The 19,894-nt window shown below is 53.4% G+C and carries 15 protein-coding genes and 3 tRNA genes; 6 read left to right on the forward strand and 12 right to left on the reverse strand.

Annotated features, from left to right (window positions below; all coding sequences use genetic code 11):
- Window positions 1-25: 25 nt before the first annotated feature.
- The 5 genes from miaA to nnr are packed head-to-tail and all read right to left on the reverse strand — an operon-like array spanning window position 26 to window position 6,162.
- Entirely contained in the window at window positions 26-976 is a 951-nt protein-coding gene (gene miaA, locus ACJHX7_RS16310; RefSeq protein ID WP_001280339.1) for a tRNA (adenosine(37)-N6)-dimethylallyltransferase MiaA, read from the reverse strand.
- Window positions 969-2,816 carry a DNA mismatch repair endonuclease MutL gene (gene mutL / locus ACJHX7_RS16315; RefSeq protein WP_094030075.1) on the reverse strand — a complete coding sequence of 616 codons (1,848 nt, stop codon included), beginning with the start codon at window positions 2,814-2,816 and terminating at the stop codon, window positions 969-971. The genes miaA and mutL overlap by 8 nt, the downstream gene beginning before the upstream one ends.
- 9 nt (window positions 2,817-2,825) lie before the next feature.
- The gene (gene amiB, locus ACJHX7_RS16320) at window positions 2,826-4,163 is read right to left on the reverse strand and encodes an N-acetylmuramoyl-L-alanine amidase AmiB (RefSeq protein WP_000990294.1); all 1,338 of its coding nucleotides are present in this window, start codon (window positions 4,161-4,163) and stop codon (window positions 2,826-2,828) included.
- A gap of 18 nt (window positions 4,164-4,181) precedes the next feature.
- Window positions 4,182-4,643 (reverse strand): tRNA (adenosine(37)-N6)-threonylcarbamoyltransferase complex ATPase subunit type 1 TsaE, encoded by a 462-nt coding sequence (tsaE, locus tag ACJHX7_RS16325; protein ID WP_000981977.1) that lies wholly within the window; start codon window positions 4,641-4,643, stop codon window positions 4,182-4,184.
- Window positions 4,615-6,162: a bifunctional ADP-dependent NAD(P)H-hydrate dehydratase/NAD(P)H-hydrate epimerase gene (gene nnr / locus ACJHX7_RS16330; RefSeq protein WP_094030074.1), complete on the reverse strand. Its 1,548-nt coding sequence runs from the start codon at window positions 6,160-6,162 to the stop codon at window positions 4,615-4,617. Before nnr ends, tsaE begins: the two co-directional genes overlap by 29 nt.
- Here nnr and queG point away from each other — a divergent pair.
- The gene (gene queG / locus ACJHX7_RS16335; protein WP_001294198.1) at window positions 6,161-7,300 is read left to right on the forward strand and encodes a tRNA epoxyqueuosine(34) reductase QueG; all 1,140 of its coding nucleotides are present in this window, start codon (window positions 6,161-6,163) and stop codon (window positions 7,298-7,300) included. The two genes, nnr and queG, sit on opposite strands and share 2 nt — an antisense overlap.
- On the opposite strand, the gene ACJHX7_RS16340 is transcribed toward queG, so the two are convergent.
- The 5 genes from ACJHX7_RS16340 to orn all read right to left on the reverse strand — a co-directional run bounded on the left by ACJHX7_RS16340 (window position 7,283) and on the right by orn (window position 8,625).
- Window positions 7,283-7,336 (reverse strand): hypothetical protein, encoded by a 54-nt coding sequence (locus tag ACJHX7_RS16340; protein ID WP_010723271.1) that lies wholly within the window; start codon window positions 7,334-7,336, stop codon window positions 7,283-7,285. The genes queG and ACJHX7_RS16340 overlap by 18 nt on opposite strands.
- Window positions 7,337-7,570: 234 nt before the next feature.
- A tRNA-Gly gene (locus ACJHX7_RS16345) sits at window positions 7,571-7,646 on the reverse strand.
- 35 nt (window positions 7,647-7,681) lie between these two features.
- Window positions 7,682-7,757 (reverse strand) — tRNA-Gly (locus ACJHX7_RS16350).
- 36 nt (window positions 7,758-7,793) lie between these two features.
- Window positions 7,794-7,869: transfer RNA gene (locus ACJHX7_RS16355), tRNA-Gly, on the reverse strand.
- A gap of 210 nt (window positions 7,870-8,079) precedes the next feature.
- A complete protein-coding gene (gene orn / locus ACJHX7_RS16360; protein WP_001295188.1) occupies window positions 8,080-8,625 on the reverse strand; it encodes an oligoribonuclease in 546 nt (181 codons plus the stop codon).
- A 94-nt stretch (window positions 8,626-8,719) separates the two neighbouring features.
- Here orn and rsgA point away from each other — a divergent pair, with 94 nt between their 5' ends.
- From rsgA to mscM, 3 genes are all read left to right on the forward strand, one after another.
- Window positions 8,720-9,772 carry a small ribosomal subunit biogenesis GTPase RsgA gene (gene rsgA / locus ACJHX7_RS16365; protein ID WP_000041976.1) on the forward strand — a complete coding sequence of 351 codons (1,053 nt, stop codon included), beginning with the start codon at window positions 8,720-8,722 and terminating at the stop codon, window positions 9,770-9,772.
- Between the two features lie 95 nt (window positions 9,773-9,867).
- On the forward strand, window positions 9,868-10,836 hold the full coding sequence (asd, locus tag ACJHX7_RS16370; RefSeq protein WP_000934927.1) for an archaetidylserine decarboxylase: 969 nt from the start codon (window positions 9,868-9,870) through the stop codon (window positions 10,834-10,836).
- A gap of 21 nt (window positions 10,837-10,857) precedes the next feature.
- Window positions 10,858-14,181 carry a miniconductance mechanosensitive channel MscM gene (mscM, locus tag ACJHX7_RS16375; RefSeq protein WP_094030458.1) on the forward strand — a complete coding sequence of 1,108 codons (3,324 nt, stop codon included), beginning with the start codon at window positions 10,858-10,860 and terminating at the stop codon, window positions 14,179-14,181.
- A 150-nt stretch (window positions 14,182-14,331) separates the two neighbouring features.
- Here the strand turns inward: mscM and yjeM are convergent, their stop codons facing one another.
- Complete coding sequence (yjeM, locus tag ACJHX7_RS16380; protein ID WP_001446769.1) at window positions 14,332-15,834, reverse strand: glutamate/gamma-aminobutyrate family transporter YjeM; 1,503 nt, start codon at window positions 15,832-15,834, stop codon at window positions 14,332-14,334.
- A 218-nt stretch (window positions 15,835-16,052) separates the two neighbouring features.
- The gene (epmA, locus tag ACJHX7_RS16385; protein ID WP_094030457.1) at window positions 16,053-17,030 is read right to left on the reverse strand and encodes an elongation factor P--(R)-beta-lysine ligase; all 978 of its coding nucleotides are present in this window, start codon (window positions 17,028-17,030) and stop codon (window positions 16,053-16,055) included.
- 324 nt (window positions 17,031-17,354) lie between these two features.
- Here epmA and frdA point away from each other — a divergent pair, with 324 nt between their 5' ends.
- Together frdA and frdB are read left to right on the forward strand one after the other, a co-directional pair.
- Complete coding sequence (frdA, locus tag ACJHX7_RS16390; RefSeq protein WP_001192967.1) at window positions 17,355-19,163, forward strand: fumarate reductase (quinol) flavoprotein subunit; 1,809 nt, start codon at window positions 17,355-17,357, stop codon at window positions 19,161-19,163.
- Window positions 19,156-19,890: a fumarate reductase iron-sulfur protein gene (gene frdB, locus ACJHX7_RS16395; RefSeq protein WP_000829498.1), complete on the forward strand. Its 735-nt coding sequence runs from the start codon at window positions 19,156-19,158 to the stop codon at window positions 19,888-19,890. The genes frdA and frdB overlap by 8 nt, the downstream gene beginning before the upstream one ends.
- Window positions 19,891-19,894: the final 4 nt, after the last annotated feature.

Raw genomic sequence — 19,894 nt, forward strand, 5'->3', positions numbered from 1 at the left:
CACGATACGTCTCAATTGTACACATTCAGCCTGCGATAGCACCAACAACCTGTAATACTTCGTCACGCGCTTGTTCTGGTTTTTCACTGTCAAGCCAGTGAACCCCTTCCCAACCACGCAGCCAGGTTATCTGCCGCTTCGCCAACTGTCTCGTGGCGCAAACACCTCGATAAACCATTTCATCGTATGAGATTTCGCCTTCAAGGTAAGACCACATCTGGCGATAACCCACGCAACGAATGGAAGGCAAGTCCGTATGCAAATCTCCTCGGGCAAAAAGCGCCCGGACTTCTGCTTCAAAACCTGAAGCCAACATCTGATGAAAACGCTGCTCAATTCGTTGATGGAGCAGTTCACGGCTCGCCGGGGCGATGGCGAACTGATGCACCTGATACGGTAGAGCGTCTCCTGACGTTTGCGTCAGTTCCGTTAAAGTTTTACCCGAAATGAAAAAAACTTCCAGTGCCCGGGAAAGCCTTTGTGGATCATTTGGATGAATCCTTGCTGCCGCAACCGGATCGATCTCCTGAAGTTGACGATGCAATGACTCCCAACCTTGCTCTGCCGCCTGTTGCTCAATTCTGGCCCGCACTTCCGGGTCTGCCGACGGTAGCGGCGACAACCCTTCCAGCAATGCCTTGAAATACAACATCGTACCGCCCACTAACAGTGGGATCCGCCCCGCTGCGGTGATATCGGCCATTTCCGCCAGCGCATCGCGGCGAAAATCAGCAGCCGAGTAAGCCTGCGACGGATCGCGAATATCCAGCAATCGGTGCGGCGCGGCGAGTAACTCTTCAGCGTTCGGCTTCGCCGTCCCGATATCCATCCCTTTGTAAATAAGGGCAGAATCAACGCTTATCAACTCTACTGGTAAAATTTTACGCAGCTCAATGGCTAACGCCGTTTTACCGGAGGCCGTCGGCCCCATCAAAAAAATCGCCTTAGGCAGGCTCGCCTTACTGATATCACTCATCTTTCAGGGCTTTTATCGCCGGATGTAAATCAACAGATTGTAACAGACCACCCGGCGGCGTTTTCACAAGTTGCGGACATAACCGTTCCACGTCCGCCAGCAGGGTTATGGCCTGTGCCATTGACCACTGCGCATGTTCACTCATCAGATTTCGTGCAATCCACTGCGCAATATTGCCAGGTTCGAATACGGACTGCTTCGCCAGGTAGCCTATCAGTTCAGGAATCAAGATTTGTAAATTTTGTTGGCGTAAGGGTAAAGGCACGGCCCTGATGGTCACATGCTGTGCATCTGACTGGAAATCAATACCCAATTCCGCCAGGGCAGACTGCGCTTTTTCTAATGCCGATTTTTCTTCGCCAGAAACTTTTAGCCGCAACGGAATAAGCAGCGGCTGGGCGCAAACTGGCGCTTCACCCGGCGTCAGTTGCGCCTGACGCAGCCAACGTTCTGCCACTGGCAAGGCTAAAAGTGAAATGTTGCCGTCGCGCTCCAGCAACGCACAGTCGGAATGGACGATAGTCAGTACCCGACCAAAACTCTGACTGTTCGCCGCAAGTGCAGGTTCCTGCGGTTCTGGCGCTTTTGGTTTTGGCATCGGCGCGGGCGTTTGCAAAAGCTGGCGATACACTTCACCTTGCTGTTTCTGGTAGCTTGGCTGCGCATTCGGCCAGGGGGCAGCCGGACGACTGCCTGAGGCTGGCGCAGGAGTGTAACGCGGAGCTACTGGCTCACGAACTGCCGGTTCAGCAAAGTGATTGCGCCCCGCCGCCACGCGGTTTTCCGGGATGGCGCGCGGTGCAGGTTGTGGTTCATCGTCCAGCGGTAGCGGCGTTTCCAGTTGCTGTTGTAGCACGCTCAGCACGCCCTGATAGATAAAATCATGCACCAGACGCGACTGATGGAAACGCACTTCGTGTTTGGCGGGGTGCACGTTGACGTCCACCTGATGTGGGTCGATCTCCAGATACAGCACAAATGCCGGTTGTTGATCGGCCCCCAGTTTGTCTTCACAGGCCTGGCGGATCGCATGATTGATCAGGCGATCGCGCATCATGCGACCGTTCACGTAGCAATACTGAATTTCTGCCAGGGCGGGCGTGGTGTGATTCGGATCGGCCACCCAGCCGCGCAGGGTGAGATCGCCGTGTTGCCATTCAATCGCCAGCGCTTGTTCGAGAAAAGCGGTGCCGCAAATCGCGCCTAAGCGCCGTTCTTTTTGCCCGCCTTCCGGCACTGCGCGGTACTGACGCACAATTTTACCGTTATGCGACAGGTTGATCGTGACGTCGAAACGCGCCAGCGCAATGCGGCGGATGATCTCATCAATGTGGTTAAATTCGGTTTTCTCGGTGCGCAGGAATTTGCGCCGCGCCGGGGTGTTGTAGAACAGATCCAGCACCTCCAGCGTCGTCCCCACAGGATGCGCCGCCGGTTTAACCGTCACGTCCATATCGCGCCCTTCGGCATAGGCCTGCCAGGCTTCCTGTTGTTCTGCGGTGCGTGAAGTGAGCGTCAGGCGGGAAACCGAACTGATACTCGCCAGCGCCTCACCGCGAAAGCCCAGGCTGATAATGGCTTCGAGATCGTCCAGAGAGGCGATTTTACTGGTGGCATGACGAGCCAGCGCCAGCGCCAGCTCATCTTTTTTGATACCGCAGCCGTTATCACGAATGCGGATAAGTTTCGCCCCGCCACGTTCGATATCAATATCAATGCGCGTCGCACCTGCATCGAGGCTGTTTTCCACCAGTTCTTTGACTACCGACGCAGGTCGCTCGACCACCTCACCTGCGGCAATCTGGTTCGCCAGTTGTGGCGGTAAGACCTGTATTGGCATCAATCGTCCTTAGTTTGGCAGCGTACGATCTGGCGTCGTCACCGTACTGGCAGTTTGTGCCGTTGCACCCTGCGGCGCAGATTGCATCGGATGCGCAAGGAAATAATTGCGCAGACCTTTATAAATGGCTTCTGCCAGCTGTTGTTGGTAATCGTCGCTCGCCAGCAAACGTTCTTCGCTGTTGTTGCTGATAAAACCGGTTTCGACCAGTACTGATGGGATATCCGGCGAGCGCAGAACGCCAAGGCTGGCGTGTTCTGGTCGACGTTTATGAATTTCGCCAATGCGTTGCAACTGACTGATCATACTGGTCGCTACATCATACCCTACCCGCTGGGAATGACCGAACTGTAAATCCAGCACCGCCTGGCTTAAATAGGGGTCAGACTGACTGTTCGCCAGCACATCGCCCGCCCCACCCAGCAGCTCCGACTGTTTCTCGTGCTGCTCCAGCCAGCTTGCCATCTCGCTGTTTGCACGACGGTTAGAGAGCACCCATACGGAAGCGCCAGTCGCACTGCGGTTCGGTGCGGCATCAGCGTGAATCGACACGAGGAAATTGGCGTTTTGCTTACGTGCCACATCGCTGCGCCCCATCACCGAGATAAAGTAATCCCCGTCACGGGTTAAAACGCCTTTAAACATCGGATCGTCATTGAGCAAAGTACGCAATTTACGCGCGATGGCGATGGTGACATTTTTCTCCCGCGTACCACCGGGGCCGATAGCGCCAGGATCCTGACCGCCGTGTCCGGCATCAATAGCGATGATAATTTTATCGCCAGTGTTAGCCGTCGCGCGCGCTGCCGGACGCGTTACCGTATTACTGCTGATAACACCCGTAGTGCGGTTACTTTCCGTTTTAAACGGATTGCGCGCCGGTTCGCTGACGCGCGGTGCGACAACCGCAGGCGTTTCAACGCGTTTCGCAACCACAGGCGGCGGAGGAGGCGGTGGCGGCGCATCGGCGTTAATCGTAAAGACGACAGTGTAATTGCTGCCATTCTGCCGCTTCACCGCTTCGGTTTTACCATTTTCGGTAAGATCGACCACCAGCCGTAGCGTTTGTGCATCTTTAGGCGTTCCAGAGCGAATCGCCTTCACCAGATTATTGCCGCTGAACAACAACGGCAGTCCCTGAATCACGCCCGTTTGTTTGATATCGAGCGCCACGGTGCGTTTGCTTTGATGGCTAAACGCATAATCAGGATCGCCAATAAAACTCAACGTTATCCGCGCCTGTTGGTTGCCGTTAGAAACCTGAATATCAGAGAGCGTCGCGGCACCCACCTGCGCGCACAGCAGCAGCAACGTCGCTACCAACCAATTTCTGATGCGATACATCATCCCGCCACCTTTCAAAGGTTAACCGGCTAAACGCGCCAGCAACAATTCACCCGCAGAGGAAACCGCACTCACGCGCGCCTCACGGCCTTGTGCCTGATAATCAATGTGTATTTCGACATCCGGGTCAGGAAGAACACCTGTACCTTGTTGTGGCCACTCCACCAGGCAGATGGCATCGTTGGCAAAATAATCGCGGATCCCCATAAACTCCAGCTCCTCGGGATCGGCAAGGCGGTACAAATCAAAGTGATAAACCATTAAATTGTCGAGCGTATAGGGTTCGACCAACGTATAAGTGGGGCTTTTGACATTACCCTGATGACCCAGAGCTTGTAAAAAGCCCCGGCTAAAGGTGGTTTTACCTGCGCCTAAATCGCCATACAGATAGATTACGGTTGCGCCATCGCAGGCTTTCGCTACCCGCTCGCCCAGGTCTAATGTTGCCTGCTCATCAGGGAGCGGAATTACTCGATTCATCATGGTTTTTATCAGTCACTTCCGGGTTAACAATACGCTGTAGCGTGGAAAAGAGATCGGTTGCCAGCATCCCGCGGGATCCAAAACGTGCCGCCAGTACGTCAGCTGCCGCACCGTGCGCGACACAGCCTGCACAGGCGGCATCATACGGCGACAGTTTTTGCCCAAGCAATGCGCCAATAATACCAGAGAGCACATCGCCCATGCCGCCGCTCGCCATGCCTGCATTTCCGGCATCAATAATGCTTAAAGCGTCAGGATGGGCGGCGACCACGGTTCCGGCACCTTTCAGCACCGCTACGCCGCCATAACGTTGTACCAGACGTTGGGCGCAATGTAAGCGGTCACTTTCAATTTCTGCTACGGAACAGCCTAACAACCGTGCGGCCTCGCCAGGATGCGGCGTGATCACGCGATTGTGACGCTTATCGGGATTGATTGCCAGCAGGTTCAATGCATCGGCATCCCACAACATCGGTTTGCGAAAATTCTCAACTTTTTGCAGGGCTTTTTTCCCCCACTCTTGCTGGCCCAGACCGGGACCAATCACCACCACATCGGCCCATTCCAGGCTTTCGGTAAGAGAGTCCATAGTCAGTTCATGCACCATCAATTCTGGTCGTGCAGTCAGCAGCGGCGCAATGTTCTCACTGCGGGTCAGTACTCGGACTAAACCAGCACCAGCACGTAGCGCCGCTTCCCCCGTCATACGAATAGCCCCCGCCGTGCCGTGATCGCCACCGATAATCACCAGCCGCCCGTGATCGCCTTTATGCGAAGTCGGGCGACGCGGTTTCAGCCAGTGAGAAAGTTGTTCTGCCGAAAACCGCTGAATTTTCGTCTCCTGACCTGCCAGCCAGCTATCCAGCCCCAGTGAGTCAAAATGCAGTTGTCCTGTAACATCCCGCGCTTTTCCAGTGAGCAAGCCTGGTTTCAGCGCAATAAAAGTGATGGTGTGATCGGCGTTGATCACCGCGCCTGGCGTAGCGCCAGTTTCAGCCAGCAGGCCGGAAGGGATATCAACCGCCACAATCGGCGCAGGATGGGAATTAGCGTGGTCGATTAACTGGCTAATGGATTCACGAGGCGCTTGCTGTAATCCGGTACCGAGCAGCGCATCAACAATCAGATCTACCGATTCGGGCCAGACAATATTCGAAGCATGGATCTCGCCTCCCGCGTTTAACCATGCTTCGCGCGCCAACGCGGCCTCTTCCGGCAACGGTTTGTCACTTTCCTGGGCCAGCAGCGTGACCTCAATACCGACCGCTTTTGCCAGTCGCGCGACCACGTAGCCATCGCCGCCGTTATTACCATGACCGCACAGCACCAGCCAGTGGCGGGCGTCAGGATAAGCCGAACGACACACCTGGAATGCGGCTTCGCCAGCGCGAAGCATCAGCTCATAGAGTGTGAGCCCCAGCGCATCTACCGCCTCGCGTTCTCCGCGGCGGATATCGTCGGCGTGCCAGACGGTGTGTGGTATACTTACGGGGTTTTTCTTCATTGTATGGTCCGTCATGTCAGAGCCCCTCGATCTCAATCAGTTAGCGCAAAAAATTAAACAGTGGGGGCTGGAACTGGGCTTTCAGCAGGTAGGTATTACCGATACCGATCTCAGCGCGTCCGAGCCCAAACTGCAAGCATGGCTGGACAAACAATACCACGGCGAAATGGACTGGATGGCGCGTCACGGTATGCTGCGTGCTCGTCCTCACGAATTATTGCCCGGTACGCTGCGCGTGATCAGCGTGCGGATGAATTACCTTCCTGCTAACGCCGCATTTGCCAGCACGCTGAAAAATCCCAAACTCGGCTATGTTAGCCGTTATGCGCTGGGCCGTGACTATCACAAGCTTCTGCGCAACCGACTCAAAAAGCTGGGCGAGATGATTCAGCAACATTGTGTTTCGCTGAATTTTAGACCGTTTGTCGATTCTGCGCCTATTCTCGAGCGCCCGTTAGCTGAAAAAGCAGGTCTTGGCTGGACAGGTAAGCACTCACTTATCCTCAATCGCGAGGCCGGTTCGTTCTTCTTTTTAGGCGAATTGCTGGTCGATATTCCGCTACCCGTGGATCAACCAGTCGAGGAAGGATGCGGTAAATGCGTGGCCTGTATGACGATTTGCCCGACCGGTGCCATCGTCGAGCCATATACCGTCGATGCTCGCCGCTGTATCTCTTATCTCACCATCGAACTGGAAGGGGCGATCCCGGAAGAGTTGCGACCGTTAATGGGAAACCGTATTTACGGTTGCGATGACTGCCAGCTTATCTGCCCGTGGAATCGCTATTCGCAACTCACTACAGAAGACGATTTCAGCCCGCGTAAGCCGCTACACGCACCGGAACTCATTGAGTTATTCGCCTGGAGTGAAGAGAAGTTTTTAAAAGTCACGGAAGGTTCGGCGATTCGCCGTATAGGTCACCTGCGTTGGCTGCGTAATATTGCCGTAGCCTTAGGCAATGCGCCCTGGGATGAAACGATTTTGACAGCGCTGGAAAGTCGTAAAGGTGAGCACCCACTTCTTGATGAGCACATAGCGTGGGCGATTGCGCAGCAAATCGAGAGGCGAAATGCGTGCGTGGTCGAAGTGCAATTACCGAAAAAACAGCGTCTGGTTCGGGTGATTGAAAAAGGGTTACCGCGTGACGCCTGATTCATCCACAGCTTGTGAATAAAAATAAAAACGCATTGCAATTCAAGCCGGAAAAAATCGTCAAGTGATCGATACGACAAAACGAAATCTTAATTTTTAACTTATCTATCAATAGGTTAAAAAAAATACTATTCACCGTGCGAAGTTTCTTTGAAATTAAGATTACGGCCTGAGGCTGTGGATAACTCTGTTTACAAGAGTTTGTCAGAGACAACAAAAACCAGCAATAACGCATCGCGTCGCTGTGGATATTTTATTGAGAGAAGAATTTGGAGCGGGAAACGAGACTCGAACTCGCGACCCCGACCTTGGCAAGGTCGTGCTCTACCAACTGAGCTATTCCCGCTTGGGTGGTCTGTGCTTTACAGCACTTTCAAATTTTGGAGCGGGAAACGAGACTCGAACTCGCGACCCCGACCTTGGCAAGGTCGTGCTCTACCAACTGAGCTATTCCCGCTTGGGTGGTCTGTGCTTTGTAGCACTTTTCAAATTTTGGAGCGGGAAACGAGACTCGAACTCGCGACCCCGACCTTGGCAAGGTCGTGCTCTACCAACTGAGCTATTCCCGCGTACTACTTAATTTTGCTTTCGTAATTTTCGCATTTCTGCGTCGTTACGGGAGGCGCATTATACGAGAAATCTTTCCCTCTGCAACCCCCCTAAAAAATTTTTTTTGAGTTTTTATCTCAAGTGCTGAAATTATCAGCAAGACGTTCAATTTAGCGTCAAAATCACGCCGCCGCAAGTGGATTCCGGCGCTTACGTGACCAGGAAAAATTTTACAGCTTGATAAAATGCTCGCGGTAGTAAGCCAGCTCCGCCACCGATTCACGGATATCATCCATCGCCTGATGCGTCCCCTGCTTGGTAAAGCCGTCAAGAATTTCCGGCTTCCAGCGGCGCGCCAGCTCTTTCAGGGTGCTAACATCGAGATAGCGGTAGTGGAAGTAGGCTTCCAGCTCCGGCATGTATTTAAACAGGAAGCGACGATCCTGGCCGATGCTGTTACCGCAAATCGGCGATTTTCCCGCAGGCACCCACTGTTTTAAGAATTCGAGCGTTGCCAGTTCAGCTTCACGATCGCCCATCGTGCTCGCTTTCACGCGCTCCACCAGCCCGCTGGCGGTATGGGTGCGCACGTTCCAGTCATCCATCAGCGCCAGCTGTTCATCAGACTGGTGTACTGCAATGGTCGGCCCTTCTGCCAGAATATTCAGGTTGGCATCGGTCACCAGCGTGGCAATCTCAATAATGCGATCGCGCTCGGGATCCAGACCGGTCATCTCAAGATCGATCCAAATCAGGTTGTTTTCATTGGCACTCATGCTATTTTCCACCCATTCACAGTGACTATATTGATCCACAATTGCGTGTATCATAGATGTTTTGCCCATCAGGGGCGACCAGGAGTCTGTACGATTGAGTAAAAATAAACTCTCCAAAGGCCAGCAGCGCCGCGTGAACGCCAATCACCAGCGTCGTCTTAAAACGTCTAAGGAGAAGCCCGACTACGACGACAATCTGTTTGGCGAGCCTGATGAAGGTATCGTCATCAGCCGCTTTGGTATGCACGCTGATGTGGAATCCGCAGATGGCGACGTTCACCGCTGCAATATTCGCCGTACCATCCGTTCGCTGGTGACCGGCGACCGCGTAGTCTGGCGTCCGGGTAAACCGGCGGCGGAAGGCGTAAATGTCAAAGGGATCGTGGAAGCGGTGCATGAGCGCACCTCGGTGTTGACGCGTCCGGATTTCTACGACGGCGTGAAACCTATTGCCGCCAACATCGACCAGATTGTCATTGTCTCCGCCATTTTGCCGGAGCTGTCGCTCAATATTATCGACCGTTACCTGGTGGCCTGCGAAACCTTGCAGATTGAGCCGATTATTGTGCTCAACAAGATAGACCTGCTGGACGACGAAGGCATGGAGTTCGTCAACGAGCAGATGGATATCTACCGCAATATCGGTTATCGCGTATTGATGGTTTCCAGTCATACTCAGGATGGGCTGAAACCGCTGGAAGAGGCGTTGACCGGGCGCATCAGCATTTTTGCCGGGCAGTCTGGCGTCGGTAAATCCAGCCTGCTGAACGCGCTGCTGGGGCTGCAAAAAGAGATCCTGACCAACGATGTCTCTGACAACTCGGGTCTCGGTCAGCACACCACGACCGCCGCTCGGCTGTATCACTTCCCGCACGGCGGTGATGTGATTGACTCCCCAGGAGTGCGTGAGTTCGGCCTCTGGCACCTGGAGCCGGAACAAATCACTCAGGGCTTTGTCGAATTCCATGACTACTTAGGTCTGTGTAAATATCGCGATTGCAAACACGATACCGATCCGGGCTGCGCTATCCGGGAAGCGGTTGAGGAAGGGAAAATCGCGGAAACCCGTTTCGAAAACTATCACCGTATTCTGGAAAGCATGGCGCAGGTAAAAACGCGTAAAAACTTTTCTGATACGGATGACTGACAATTAAGCTAACCGTCGTTAGAATCGTCCCCTTTTTTCAGGATCCGGCATGTAGGCCGGATCAGGAACGACAAAACAATGGCCTGGAGGCTACCTTGTTAAATTCATTTAAACTTTCGCTACAGTACATTCTGCCGAAACTATGGCTTACTCGCCTGGCGGGTTGGGGCGCAAGCAAGCGGGCAGGATGGCTGACAAAACTGGTTATCGATCTGTTCGTTAAATACTACAAGGTCGACATGAAAGAGGCGCAAAAGCCGGATACCGCCAGCTACCGCACCTTTAACGAATTCTTTGTCCGTCCGCTGCGTGACGAAGTACGCCCAATCGATACCGATCCGAATGTACTGGTTATGCCTGCCGATGGCGTTATCAGCCAGTTGGGTAAAATCGAAGAAGATAAAATCCTGCAAGCCAAAGGCCACAACTACAGCCTCGAAGCCCTGCTGGCAGGCAACTATCTGATGGCGGACCTGTTCCGCAACGGTACGTTTGTGACCACTTACCTCTCCCCGCGTGACTACCACCGCGTACACATGCCGTGCAACGGTATTCTGCGTGAGATGATCTACGTGCCGGGCGATCTCTTTTCCGTTAACCATCTCACCGCTCAGAACGTGCCGAATCTGTTTGCCCGTAACGAACGCGTGATCTGCCTGTTCGATACCGAATTTGGCCCAATGGCGCAGATTCTGGTCGGGGCGACGATTGTTGGCAGCATTGAGACGGTCTGGGCGGGCACCATTACGCCGCCGCGCGAAGGTATCATCAAGCGCTGGACCTGGCCTGCCGGGGAAAACGACGGTTCTGTGGCACTGCTGAAAGGCCAGGAAATGGGTCGCTTTAAACTCGGTTCCACCGTTATCAACCTGTTTGCACCGGGTAAAGTGAATCTGGTTGAGCAACTGGAAAGCCTGTCTGTCACGAAAATTGGCCAGCCGCTGGCAGTATCTACCGAAACCTTTGTTACGCCAGACGCTGAACCCTCCCCGCTTCCTGCTGAAGAGATCGAAGCAGAACACGACGCCAGCCCATTGGTTGACGACAAAAAAGACCAGGTCTAATCCATCAAAGGAAACGCTGACGTGCGCCTGATTATCACTTTTCTGATGGCCTGGTGCCTCAGTTGGGGGGCGTACGCCGCGACGGCCCCCGATAGCAAACAAATCTCACAAGAACTGGAGCAGGCAAAAGCGGCGAAACCCGCGCAACCGGAAGTCGTAGAGGCGCTCCAGTCTGCCTTAAATGCGCTTGAGGAACGAAAAGGTTCCCTTGAGCGCATCAAGCAATATCAAGAAGTCATTGATAATTATCCGAAACTCTCAGCTACTCTGCGCGCGCAATTAAACAACATGCGTGACGAGCCGCGCAGCGTGTCACCGGGAATGTCTACCGACGCGCTGAATCAGGAAATTCTCCAGGTCAGCAGCCAGTTGCTGGATAAAAGCCGTCAGGCCCAGCAAGAGCAGGAACGCGCCCGCGAGATTGCCGATTCGCTGAATCAACTGCCGCAACAGCAAACCGATGCCCGCCGTCAGTTAAATGAAATCGAGCGCCGCCTGGGGACGCTTACCGGCAATTCCCCGCTCAATCAGGCACAAAATTTCGCGTTGCAGTCTGACTCCGCACGCCTGAAAGCGCTCGTCGATGAACTGGAACTGGCGCAGCTGTCCGCCAATAACCGCCAGGAATTAGCGCGTTTACGCTCAGAGCTGGCGGAAAAAGAGAGCCAGCAACTGGATGCATATTTGCAGGCCTTACGTAATCAGTTGAACAGCCAACGTCAGCTTGAGGCGGAGCGGGCGCTGGAAAGTACCGAATTACTGGCAGAAAACAGTGCCGATTTGCCGAAAGATATCGTCGCGCAATTCAAAATTAACCGCGAACTATCGGCAGCGCTGAATCAACAGGCGCAGCGGATGGATCTCGTTGCCTCGCAACAGCGTCAGGCTGCCAGCCAGACGTTACAGGTCCGGCAGGCGTTGAATACGCTGCGTGAACAGTCGCAATGGCTGGGCTCGTCCAACCTGCTCGGCGAAGCGTTGCGGGCGCAGGTGGCACGGCTGCCGGAAATGCCAAAACCACAACAACTTGATACCGAAATGGCGCAGTTGCGTGTGCAACGGTTACGTTATGAGGATCTGCTTAATAAACAGCCGCAGCTAAGGCAAATTCATCAGGCCGACGGTCAGCCGCTGACCGCCGAGCAAAACCGTATTCTGGAAGCACAGCTACGCACTCAGCGTGAGTTGCTGAACTCATTGTTGCAGGGTGGAGACACGCTACTACTGGAACTGACCAAGCTGAAAGTCTCCAACGGGCAACTGGAGGATGCGCTGAAAGAGGTGAATGAAGCGACGCACCGCTATCTGTTCTGGACCTCTGACGTGCGCCCGATGACCATCGCCTGGCCGCTGGAAATCGCCCAGGATCTGCGTCGTCTCATTTCGCTGGACACCTTCAGTCAGTTGGGCAAAGCCAGTGTGATGATGCTGACCAGTAAAGAGACGATTTTGCCGCTGTTTGGCGCGTTGATTCTGGTCGGTTGCAGTATTTACTCGCGCCGCTATTTTACCCGTTTTCTTGAACGTTCGGCGGCGAAAGTCGGCAAAGTGACTCAGGATCACTTCTGGCTGACGTTACGCACTCTTTTCTGGTCGATTCTCGTCGCGTCACCGCTGCCTGTGCTGTGGATGACACTGGGTTACGGCTTGCGCGAGGCGTGGCCTTATCCGCTGGCGGTCGCGATTGGTGATGGCGTAACGGCCACAGTGCCGCTGCTGTGGGTAGTGATGATTTGCGCCACCTTTGCCCGCCCGAACGGCTTGTTTATCGCTCATTTTGGCTGGCCTCGCGAACGGGTTTCCCGTGGGATGCGCTACTACCTGATGAGCATCGGGCTTATTGTGCCACTGATTATGGCGCTGATGATGTTCGATAACCTCGACGACCGTGAATTCTCCGGTTCGCTGGGACGGCTTTGCTTTATCCTCATTTGCGGTGCGCTGGCGGTGGTCACCCTCAGCCTGAAAAAGGCCGGGATCCCGCTGTATCTCAACAAAGAAGGCAGCGGCGACAACATTACCAACCATATGCTGTGGAACATGATGATTAGCGCACCGCTGGTCGCTATTCTGGCGTCGGCGGTGGGTTATCTGGCAACGGCGCAGGCACTGTTAGCGAGGCTTGAAACCTCGGTTGCCATCTGGTTCCTGCTACTGGTGGTTTATCACGTTATCCGCCGCTGGATGCTGATCCAGCGCCGCAGGCTGGCGTTTGACCGGGCGAAGCATCGCCGGGCAGAGATGTTAGCGCAACGTGCGCGTGGCGAAGAGGAAGCGCATCATCACAGTAGCCCGGAAGGAGCAATTGAAGTCGATGAAAGCGAAGTCGATCTCGATGCTATCAGTGCGCAATCCTTGCGGCTGGTGCGCTCAATTTTGATGTTGATCGCCCTGCTTTCGGTCATTGTGCTGTGGTCAGAAATCCATTCCGCTTTCGGCTTCCTCGAAAATATTTCGTTGTGGGATGTCACTTCCACGGTACAGGGCGTGGAAAGTCTGGAGCCGATTACCCTCGGTGCGGTGCTGATTGCCATTCTGGTGTTTATCATCACCACGCAGCTGGTGCGCAACCTGCCCGCGCTGCTGGAACTGGCGATTTTGCAGCACCTGGATTTAACGCCGGGTACGGGCTACGCCATCACCACCATCACCAAATATCTGCTGATGCTGATTGGCGGGCTGGTCGGCTTCTCGATGATTGGTATTGAGTGGTCGAAATTGCAGTGGCTGGTTGCCGCGCTCGGTGTTGGTCTCGGTTTTGGTTTGCAGGAAATTTTCGCCAACTTTATCTCTGGCCTGATCATCCTGTTCGAAAAACCGATTCGCATTGGCGATACGGTAACGATCCGCGATCTTACTGGTAGCGTGACGAAAATTAACACCCGCGCCACCACCATCAGCGACTGGGACCGTAAAGAGATAATCGTGCCGAACAAGGCGTTTATTACCGAGCAGTTTATCAACTGGTCGCTCTCTGACTCGGTCACGCGCGTGGTGTTGACGATTCCGGCCCCTGCCGATGCCAACAGTGAAGAAGTGACGGAAATCCTGCTCACCGCAGCGCGTCGCTGCTCGCTGGTGATCGACAACCCGGCACCGGAAGTCTTCCTGGTGGATCTGCAACAGGGGATTCAGATTTTCGAGCTGCGTATTTACGCCGCTGAGATGGGTCACCGTATGCCGCTACGCCATGAGATCCACCAGCTAATTCTGGCAGGTTTCCATGCCCACGGTATCGATATGCCATTCCCGCCCTTCCAGATGCGTCTGGAAAGCCTCAACGGTAAGCAAACGGGGAGAACATTAACTTCTGTGGGTAAAGGTCGTCAGACGGGAAGTTTGTAATGCATGAAGCTGCCAAATGATGTCAACGTGGCTCATTTAGCAGCTTAACATCATCTTCAGTTATCACTGGCCCCGGAGAGTATCATCCATACGCATTACTTCCTGACAACTCATCGCCGGAGAGACGATGAGTTGCAGGATTTCATATGATCAGTCGAGAGCTAACTCAGGTTTGTTCGCCATGCGACTGCAATAGTTCTGGTAAATCGCCATCGCTAACAGCGAGAAGAAGACAGGGCCGCCAATCATCCACAATGTGCTGTCCCAGTCTCCGGCTTCAACCACAGGTTGAATGATGGTGAAGACGTTCGCAAATGTCACCACCAGTACGACAACCACCGTCGCAATCATTGCCGACATACGCGTTTTGAAAATCACAAACGGTCTGTCGAGATCCTGACGTGCTTTAAAGAATGGGAAAGCCAGCGCGAGGAACAGGTAAGGAAGCGTCATAGACACGTTCGCCATCAGAGTCAGTTTGTTAAAGAACGCCGATGCGGTGCCACCGCCAAACGAAACCAGCAGGATGAAGACAGTAACCAGCCCGCACTGCATCCACATGGCGATAGACGGCATCCCCATCGCATTCAGGCGCGTCATCGGTTCTGGCCACAACGCTTTCGGCGTCCCCTGGATGATGGCTTTCAGCGGTGAATAGCAAAGCGTAAAGAACGCACCGGTATAAGCGAGGAACATCGAAAGTCCGGTAATACGCGCAAACCATACGCCCAGCGACAATGACGCTTCAGGTGACAAATGCAGTGCGTTACCCAGCGTCACCCCGAGGCTCTTCATCAGCACATAGGTAATATTGCCGAGGTTAACGGAACCATTACTTAATACCTGCTGCCAGTTTGTGCTGACGCCCCATAAAAATATTGCCAGCGAATAACCGATTGAAATAACAATAGCGGCAAAAACAATACCTTTGGCAAAGTTCTTTTCTGGATTTTCCGTTTTATCGACCAGACCACCCACCGCTTCAATTCCGCCATAGGCAAAAATGGCAAATACCACAAACGATAGCATCGCCAGACCGGACTGATAACCTGGGTTCGGTGATGCAAGGAAATTAATATCCTGCGCGAAATGCCCACCATTTAATAACAAAATAGTAATGCTTACTAACAGCAATACTAAATTCAGACACATTACTGCAATACCGCCCACCGCAGTAATGCGAGCAATTTTATTAATCCCCTTAGAAGCAACGACGGTGACCAGAATCATCCATGCCACTGCCAGCAGACCAACCACCTGCGTAGGCTCCAGTCCGGCAATATGCCAGTGCTGGGTCATGTCGCTACCATAGAGGAATGTTGAGAACGGTACCCAAACTTTCGCGGAGGTACTCACCATCCAGATGATATAAGAGGAAAACCACATAAATGTACCAATGAAGGCAAAACGTGGTCCGACACTATTATTCATCCAGGAATAGATACCGCCTTCTTCTTTGCGATAAGCAGCTCCCATTTCAGCCATCATTAAGGCGAATGGAATAAAGAATAACAATGCAGAAAATATATAAAAGGGAATCGCACTATAACCCATTAAGTAATAAGCCGATGGGCTATTGGCAAATCCAAATACGGAAGTAAAGATCATCAATATGAGTCCTATCAGACTCATCTTTTTTATCGTGTGAGGCATGAAACCATCCTTCATTTCAGCGCGTGTATAAAACGCGCCCACTGAACTGCACTGCCCAACATTGAGCGGGCAGCGTAAAAACCAATACAGAATTGATACCTGGATGATATCAAATATCCAGTCTTAAATTGTGGCCTTTAGCGGAAAAATGAAAACATATGCTACAGAATGGCGCTTATCACGCCATTCTTCGCGGTTAATTCAGTAATTTTTCAGAATTATGCCCGGTCAACGCTAAAGGCGATGACTTCAGCCAGTGTCTCCGCGCCCAGCGCCAACATCACCAGACGATCAACGCCTAATGCCACGCCGGAACAGTCAGGCATACCGACTTTCAAGGCTTCAATCAGATTCTGGTCAATGGGGTGCTGCGGCAAACCGCGCGCCGCGCGCTTACGGTTATCTTGTTCAAAGCGTTGTTGCTGCTCACGGGCATCCGTCAATTCATGGAAACCATTCGCCAGCTCAATACCTTTATAATAAACCTCAAAGCGTTCAGCGACCCGATGATCTTCGGTACTGATTTGCGCCAGTGATGCCTGGCTGGCTGGAAAGTGGTACACAAAGGTCGGTTTTTCTTTGCCAATATTTGGCTCTACGCCAAAGGTAAACAGCAATTGTAGAAGCGTGTCGCGGTCTTCTTCAGTATCGGCAACGTTGCTCAAATCCAGTTCCGCTGCCACTTCCCGCAGTTGCGTTTTGTCGGCAGAGAGTGGGTCAATTTCCAGATAACGCAAGAAAGCTTGTTGATAAGAAAGGCTTTCTGCTGCCGGACAGTCCAGCACCTGTTGCAAGAGATCGTCCACCTCGTTCATCAATCGGTACATATCATAGTGCGGTCGATACCACTCAAGCATAGTGAACTCAGGGTTGTGATAACGCCCCATCTCTTCATTACGGAAGCTGCGGCACAGCTGGAATACCGGCCCACAACCGGCAACCAGCAGGCGCTTCATATGGTATTCCGGGCTGGTCATTAACCAGAGATTCATCCCCTGCGAATGCCCGGGGCCAACGAAACGTGTCTCAAACGGGACCAAATGAATATCGGTTACCGTCGCCTGGCTCATACAAGGCGTCTCCACCTCCAGCACTCCACGATCGGCAAAGAAACGACGGATCTCCGCCATAATCGCCGCGCGTTTTAATAAGTTAGGAATGGATGCGCTCGGCTGCCAGGATGCCGTTTCGCTCATAGTTAAATCTCCAGTTTTTGACAAGGGCACGAAGTCTACTCGCAACGCGACGGCGAGACAAATTTTACGCAGGAATCAAACAACGGTGGGCAGTGACTAAAAAAAGCACGATCTGATGGTTTAGTAATTAAATTAATCATCTTCAGTGATAATTTAGCCCTCTTGCGCACTAAAAAAATCGATCTCGTCAAATTTCAGACTTATCCATCAGACTATACTGTTGTACCTATAAAGGAGCAGTGGAATAGCGTTCGCAGACCGTAACTTTCAGGCACTTACCCTGAAGTACGGGGCTGTGGGATAAAAACAATCTGGAGGAATGTCGTGCAAACCTTTCAAGCCGATCTTGCCATTGTAGGCGCCGGTGGCGCGGGATTACGTGCTGCAATTGCTGCCGCGCAGGCAAATCCAAATGCAAAAATCGCACTAATCTCAAAAGTATACCCGATGCGTAGCCATACCGTTGCTGCAGAAGGGGGCTCCGCCGCTGTCGCGCAGGATCATGACAGCTTCGAATATCACTTTCACGATACAGTAGCGGGTGGCGACTGGTTGTGTGAGCAGGATGTCGTGGATTATTTCGTCCACCACTGCCCAACCGAAATGACCCAACTGGAACTGTGGGGATGCCCATGGAGCCGTCGCCCGGATGGTAGCGTCAACGTACGTCGCTTCGGCGGCATGAAAATCGAGCGTACCTGGTTCGCCGCCGATAAGACCGGCTTCCATATGCTGCACACGCTGTTCCAGACCTCTCTGCAATTCCCGCAGATCCAGCGTTTTGACGAACATTTCGTGCTGGATATTCTGGTTGATGATGGTCATGTTCGCGGCCTGGTAGCAATGAACATGATGGAAGGCACGCTGGTGCAGATCCGTGCTAACGCGGTCGTTATGGCTACCGGCGGTGCGGGTCGCGTTTATCGTTACAACACCAACGGCGGCATCGTTACCGGTGACGGTATGGGTATGGCGCTAAGCCACGGCGTTCCGCTGCGTGACATGGAATTCGTTCAGTATCACCCAACCGGTCTACCAGGTTCCGGTATCCTGATGACCGAAGGCTGCCGCGGTGAAGGTGGTATTCTGGTCAACAAAAATGGCTACCGTTATCTGCAAGATTACGGCATGGGCCCGGAAACTCCGCTGGGCGAGCCGAAAAACAAATATATGGAACTGGGTCCACGCGACAAAGTTTCTCAGGCCTTCTGGCACGAATGGCGTAAAGGCAACACCATCTCCACGCCACGTGGCGATGTGGTTTATCTCGACCTGCGTCACCTCGGCGAGAAAAAACTGCATGAACGTCTGCCGTTCATCTGCGAACTGGCGAAAGCGTACGTTGGCGTCGATCCGGTTAAAGAACCGATTCCGGTACGTCCGACCGCACACTACACCATGGGCGGTATCGAAACCGATCAGAACTGTGAAACCCGCATTAAAGGTCTGTTCGCCGTGGGTGAATGTTCCTCTGTTGGTCTGCACGGTGCGAACCGTCTGGGCTCCAACTCGCTGGCGGAACTGGTGGTCTTCGGTCGTCTGGCCGGTGAGCAAGCTATGGAACGCGCATCTACTGCCGGTAATGGCAACGATGCAGCAATCAATGCTCAGGTTGCTGGCGTTGAACAGCGCCTGAAAGATCTGGTTAACCAGGATGGCGGCGAAAACTGGGCTAAGATCCGCGACGAAATGGGCATGGCCATGGAAGAAGGCTGCGGTATCTACCGTACGCCAGAACTGATGCAGAAAACCATCGACAAGCTGGCAGAATTGCAGGAACGCTTCAAGCGCGTGCGCATCACCGACACTTCCAGCGTGTTCAACACCGACCTGCTCTACACCATTGAACTGGGTCACGGTCTGAACGTTGCTGAATGTATGGCGCACTCCGCAATGGCACGTAAAGAGTCCCGCGGCGCGCACCAGCGTCTGGACGAAGGTTGCACCGAGCGTGACGACGTCAACTTCCTCAAACACACCCTCGCCTTCCGCGATGCTGATGGCACGACTCGCCTGGAGTACAGCGACGTGAAGATTACTACGCTGCCGCCAGCTAAACGCGTTTACGGTGGCGAAGCGGATGCAGCCGATAAGGCGGAAGCAGCCAATAAGAAGGAGAAGGCGAATGGCTGAGATGAAAAACCTGAAAATTGAGGTGGTGCGCTATAACCCGGAAGTCGATACCGCACCGCATAGCGCATTCTATGAAGTGCCTTATGACGCAACTACCTCATTACTGGATGCGCTGGGCTACATCAAAGACAACCTGGCACCGGACCTGAGCTACCGCTGGTCCTGCCGTATGGCGATTTGTGGTTCCTGCGGCATGATGGTTAACAACGTGCCAAAACTGGCATGTAAAACCTTCCTGCGTGATTACACCGACGGTATGAAGGTTGAAGCGTTAGCTAACTTCCCGATTGAACGCGATCTGGTGGTCGATATGACCCACTTCATCGAAAGTCTGGAAGCGATCAAACCGTACATCATCGGCAACTCCCGCACCGCGGATCAGGGTACTAACATCCAGACCCCGGCGCAGATGGCGAAGTATCACCAGTTCTCCGGTTGCATCAACTGTGGTCTGTGCTACGCCGCGTGCCCGCAGTTTGGCCTGAACCCAGAGTTCATCGGTCCGGCTGCCATTACGCTGGCGCATCGTTATAACGAAGATAGCCGCGACCACGGTAAGAAGGAGCGTATGGCGCAGTTGAACAGCCAGAACGGCGTATGGAGCTGTACTTTCGTGGGCTACTGCTCCGAAGTCTGCCCGAAACACGTCGATCCGGCTGCGGCCATTCAGCAGGGCAAAGTAGAAAGTTCGAAAGACTTTCTTATCGCGACCCTGAAACCACGCTAAGGAG

It is taken from the genome of Escherichia sp. WS1451, from assembly GCF_046487365.1.
GTDB lineage: Bacteria > Pseudomonadota > Gammaproteobacteria > Enterobacterales > Enterobacteriaceae > Escherichia > Escherichia coli.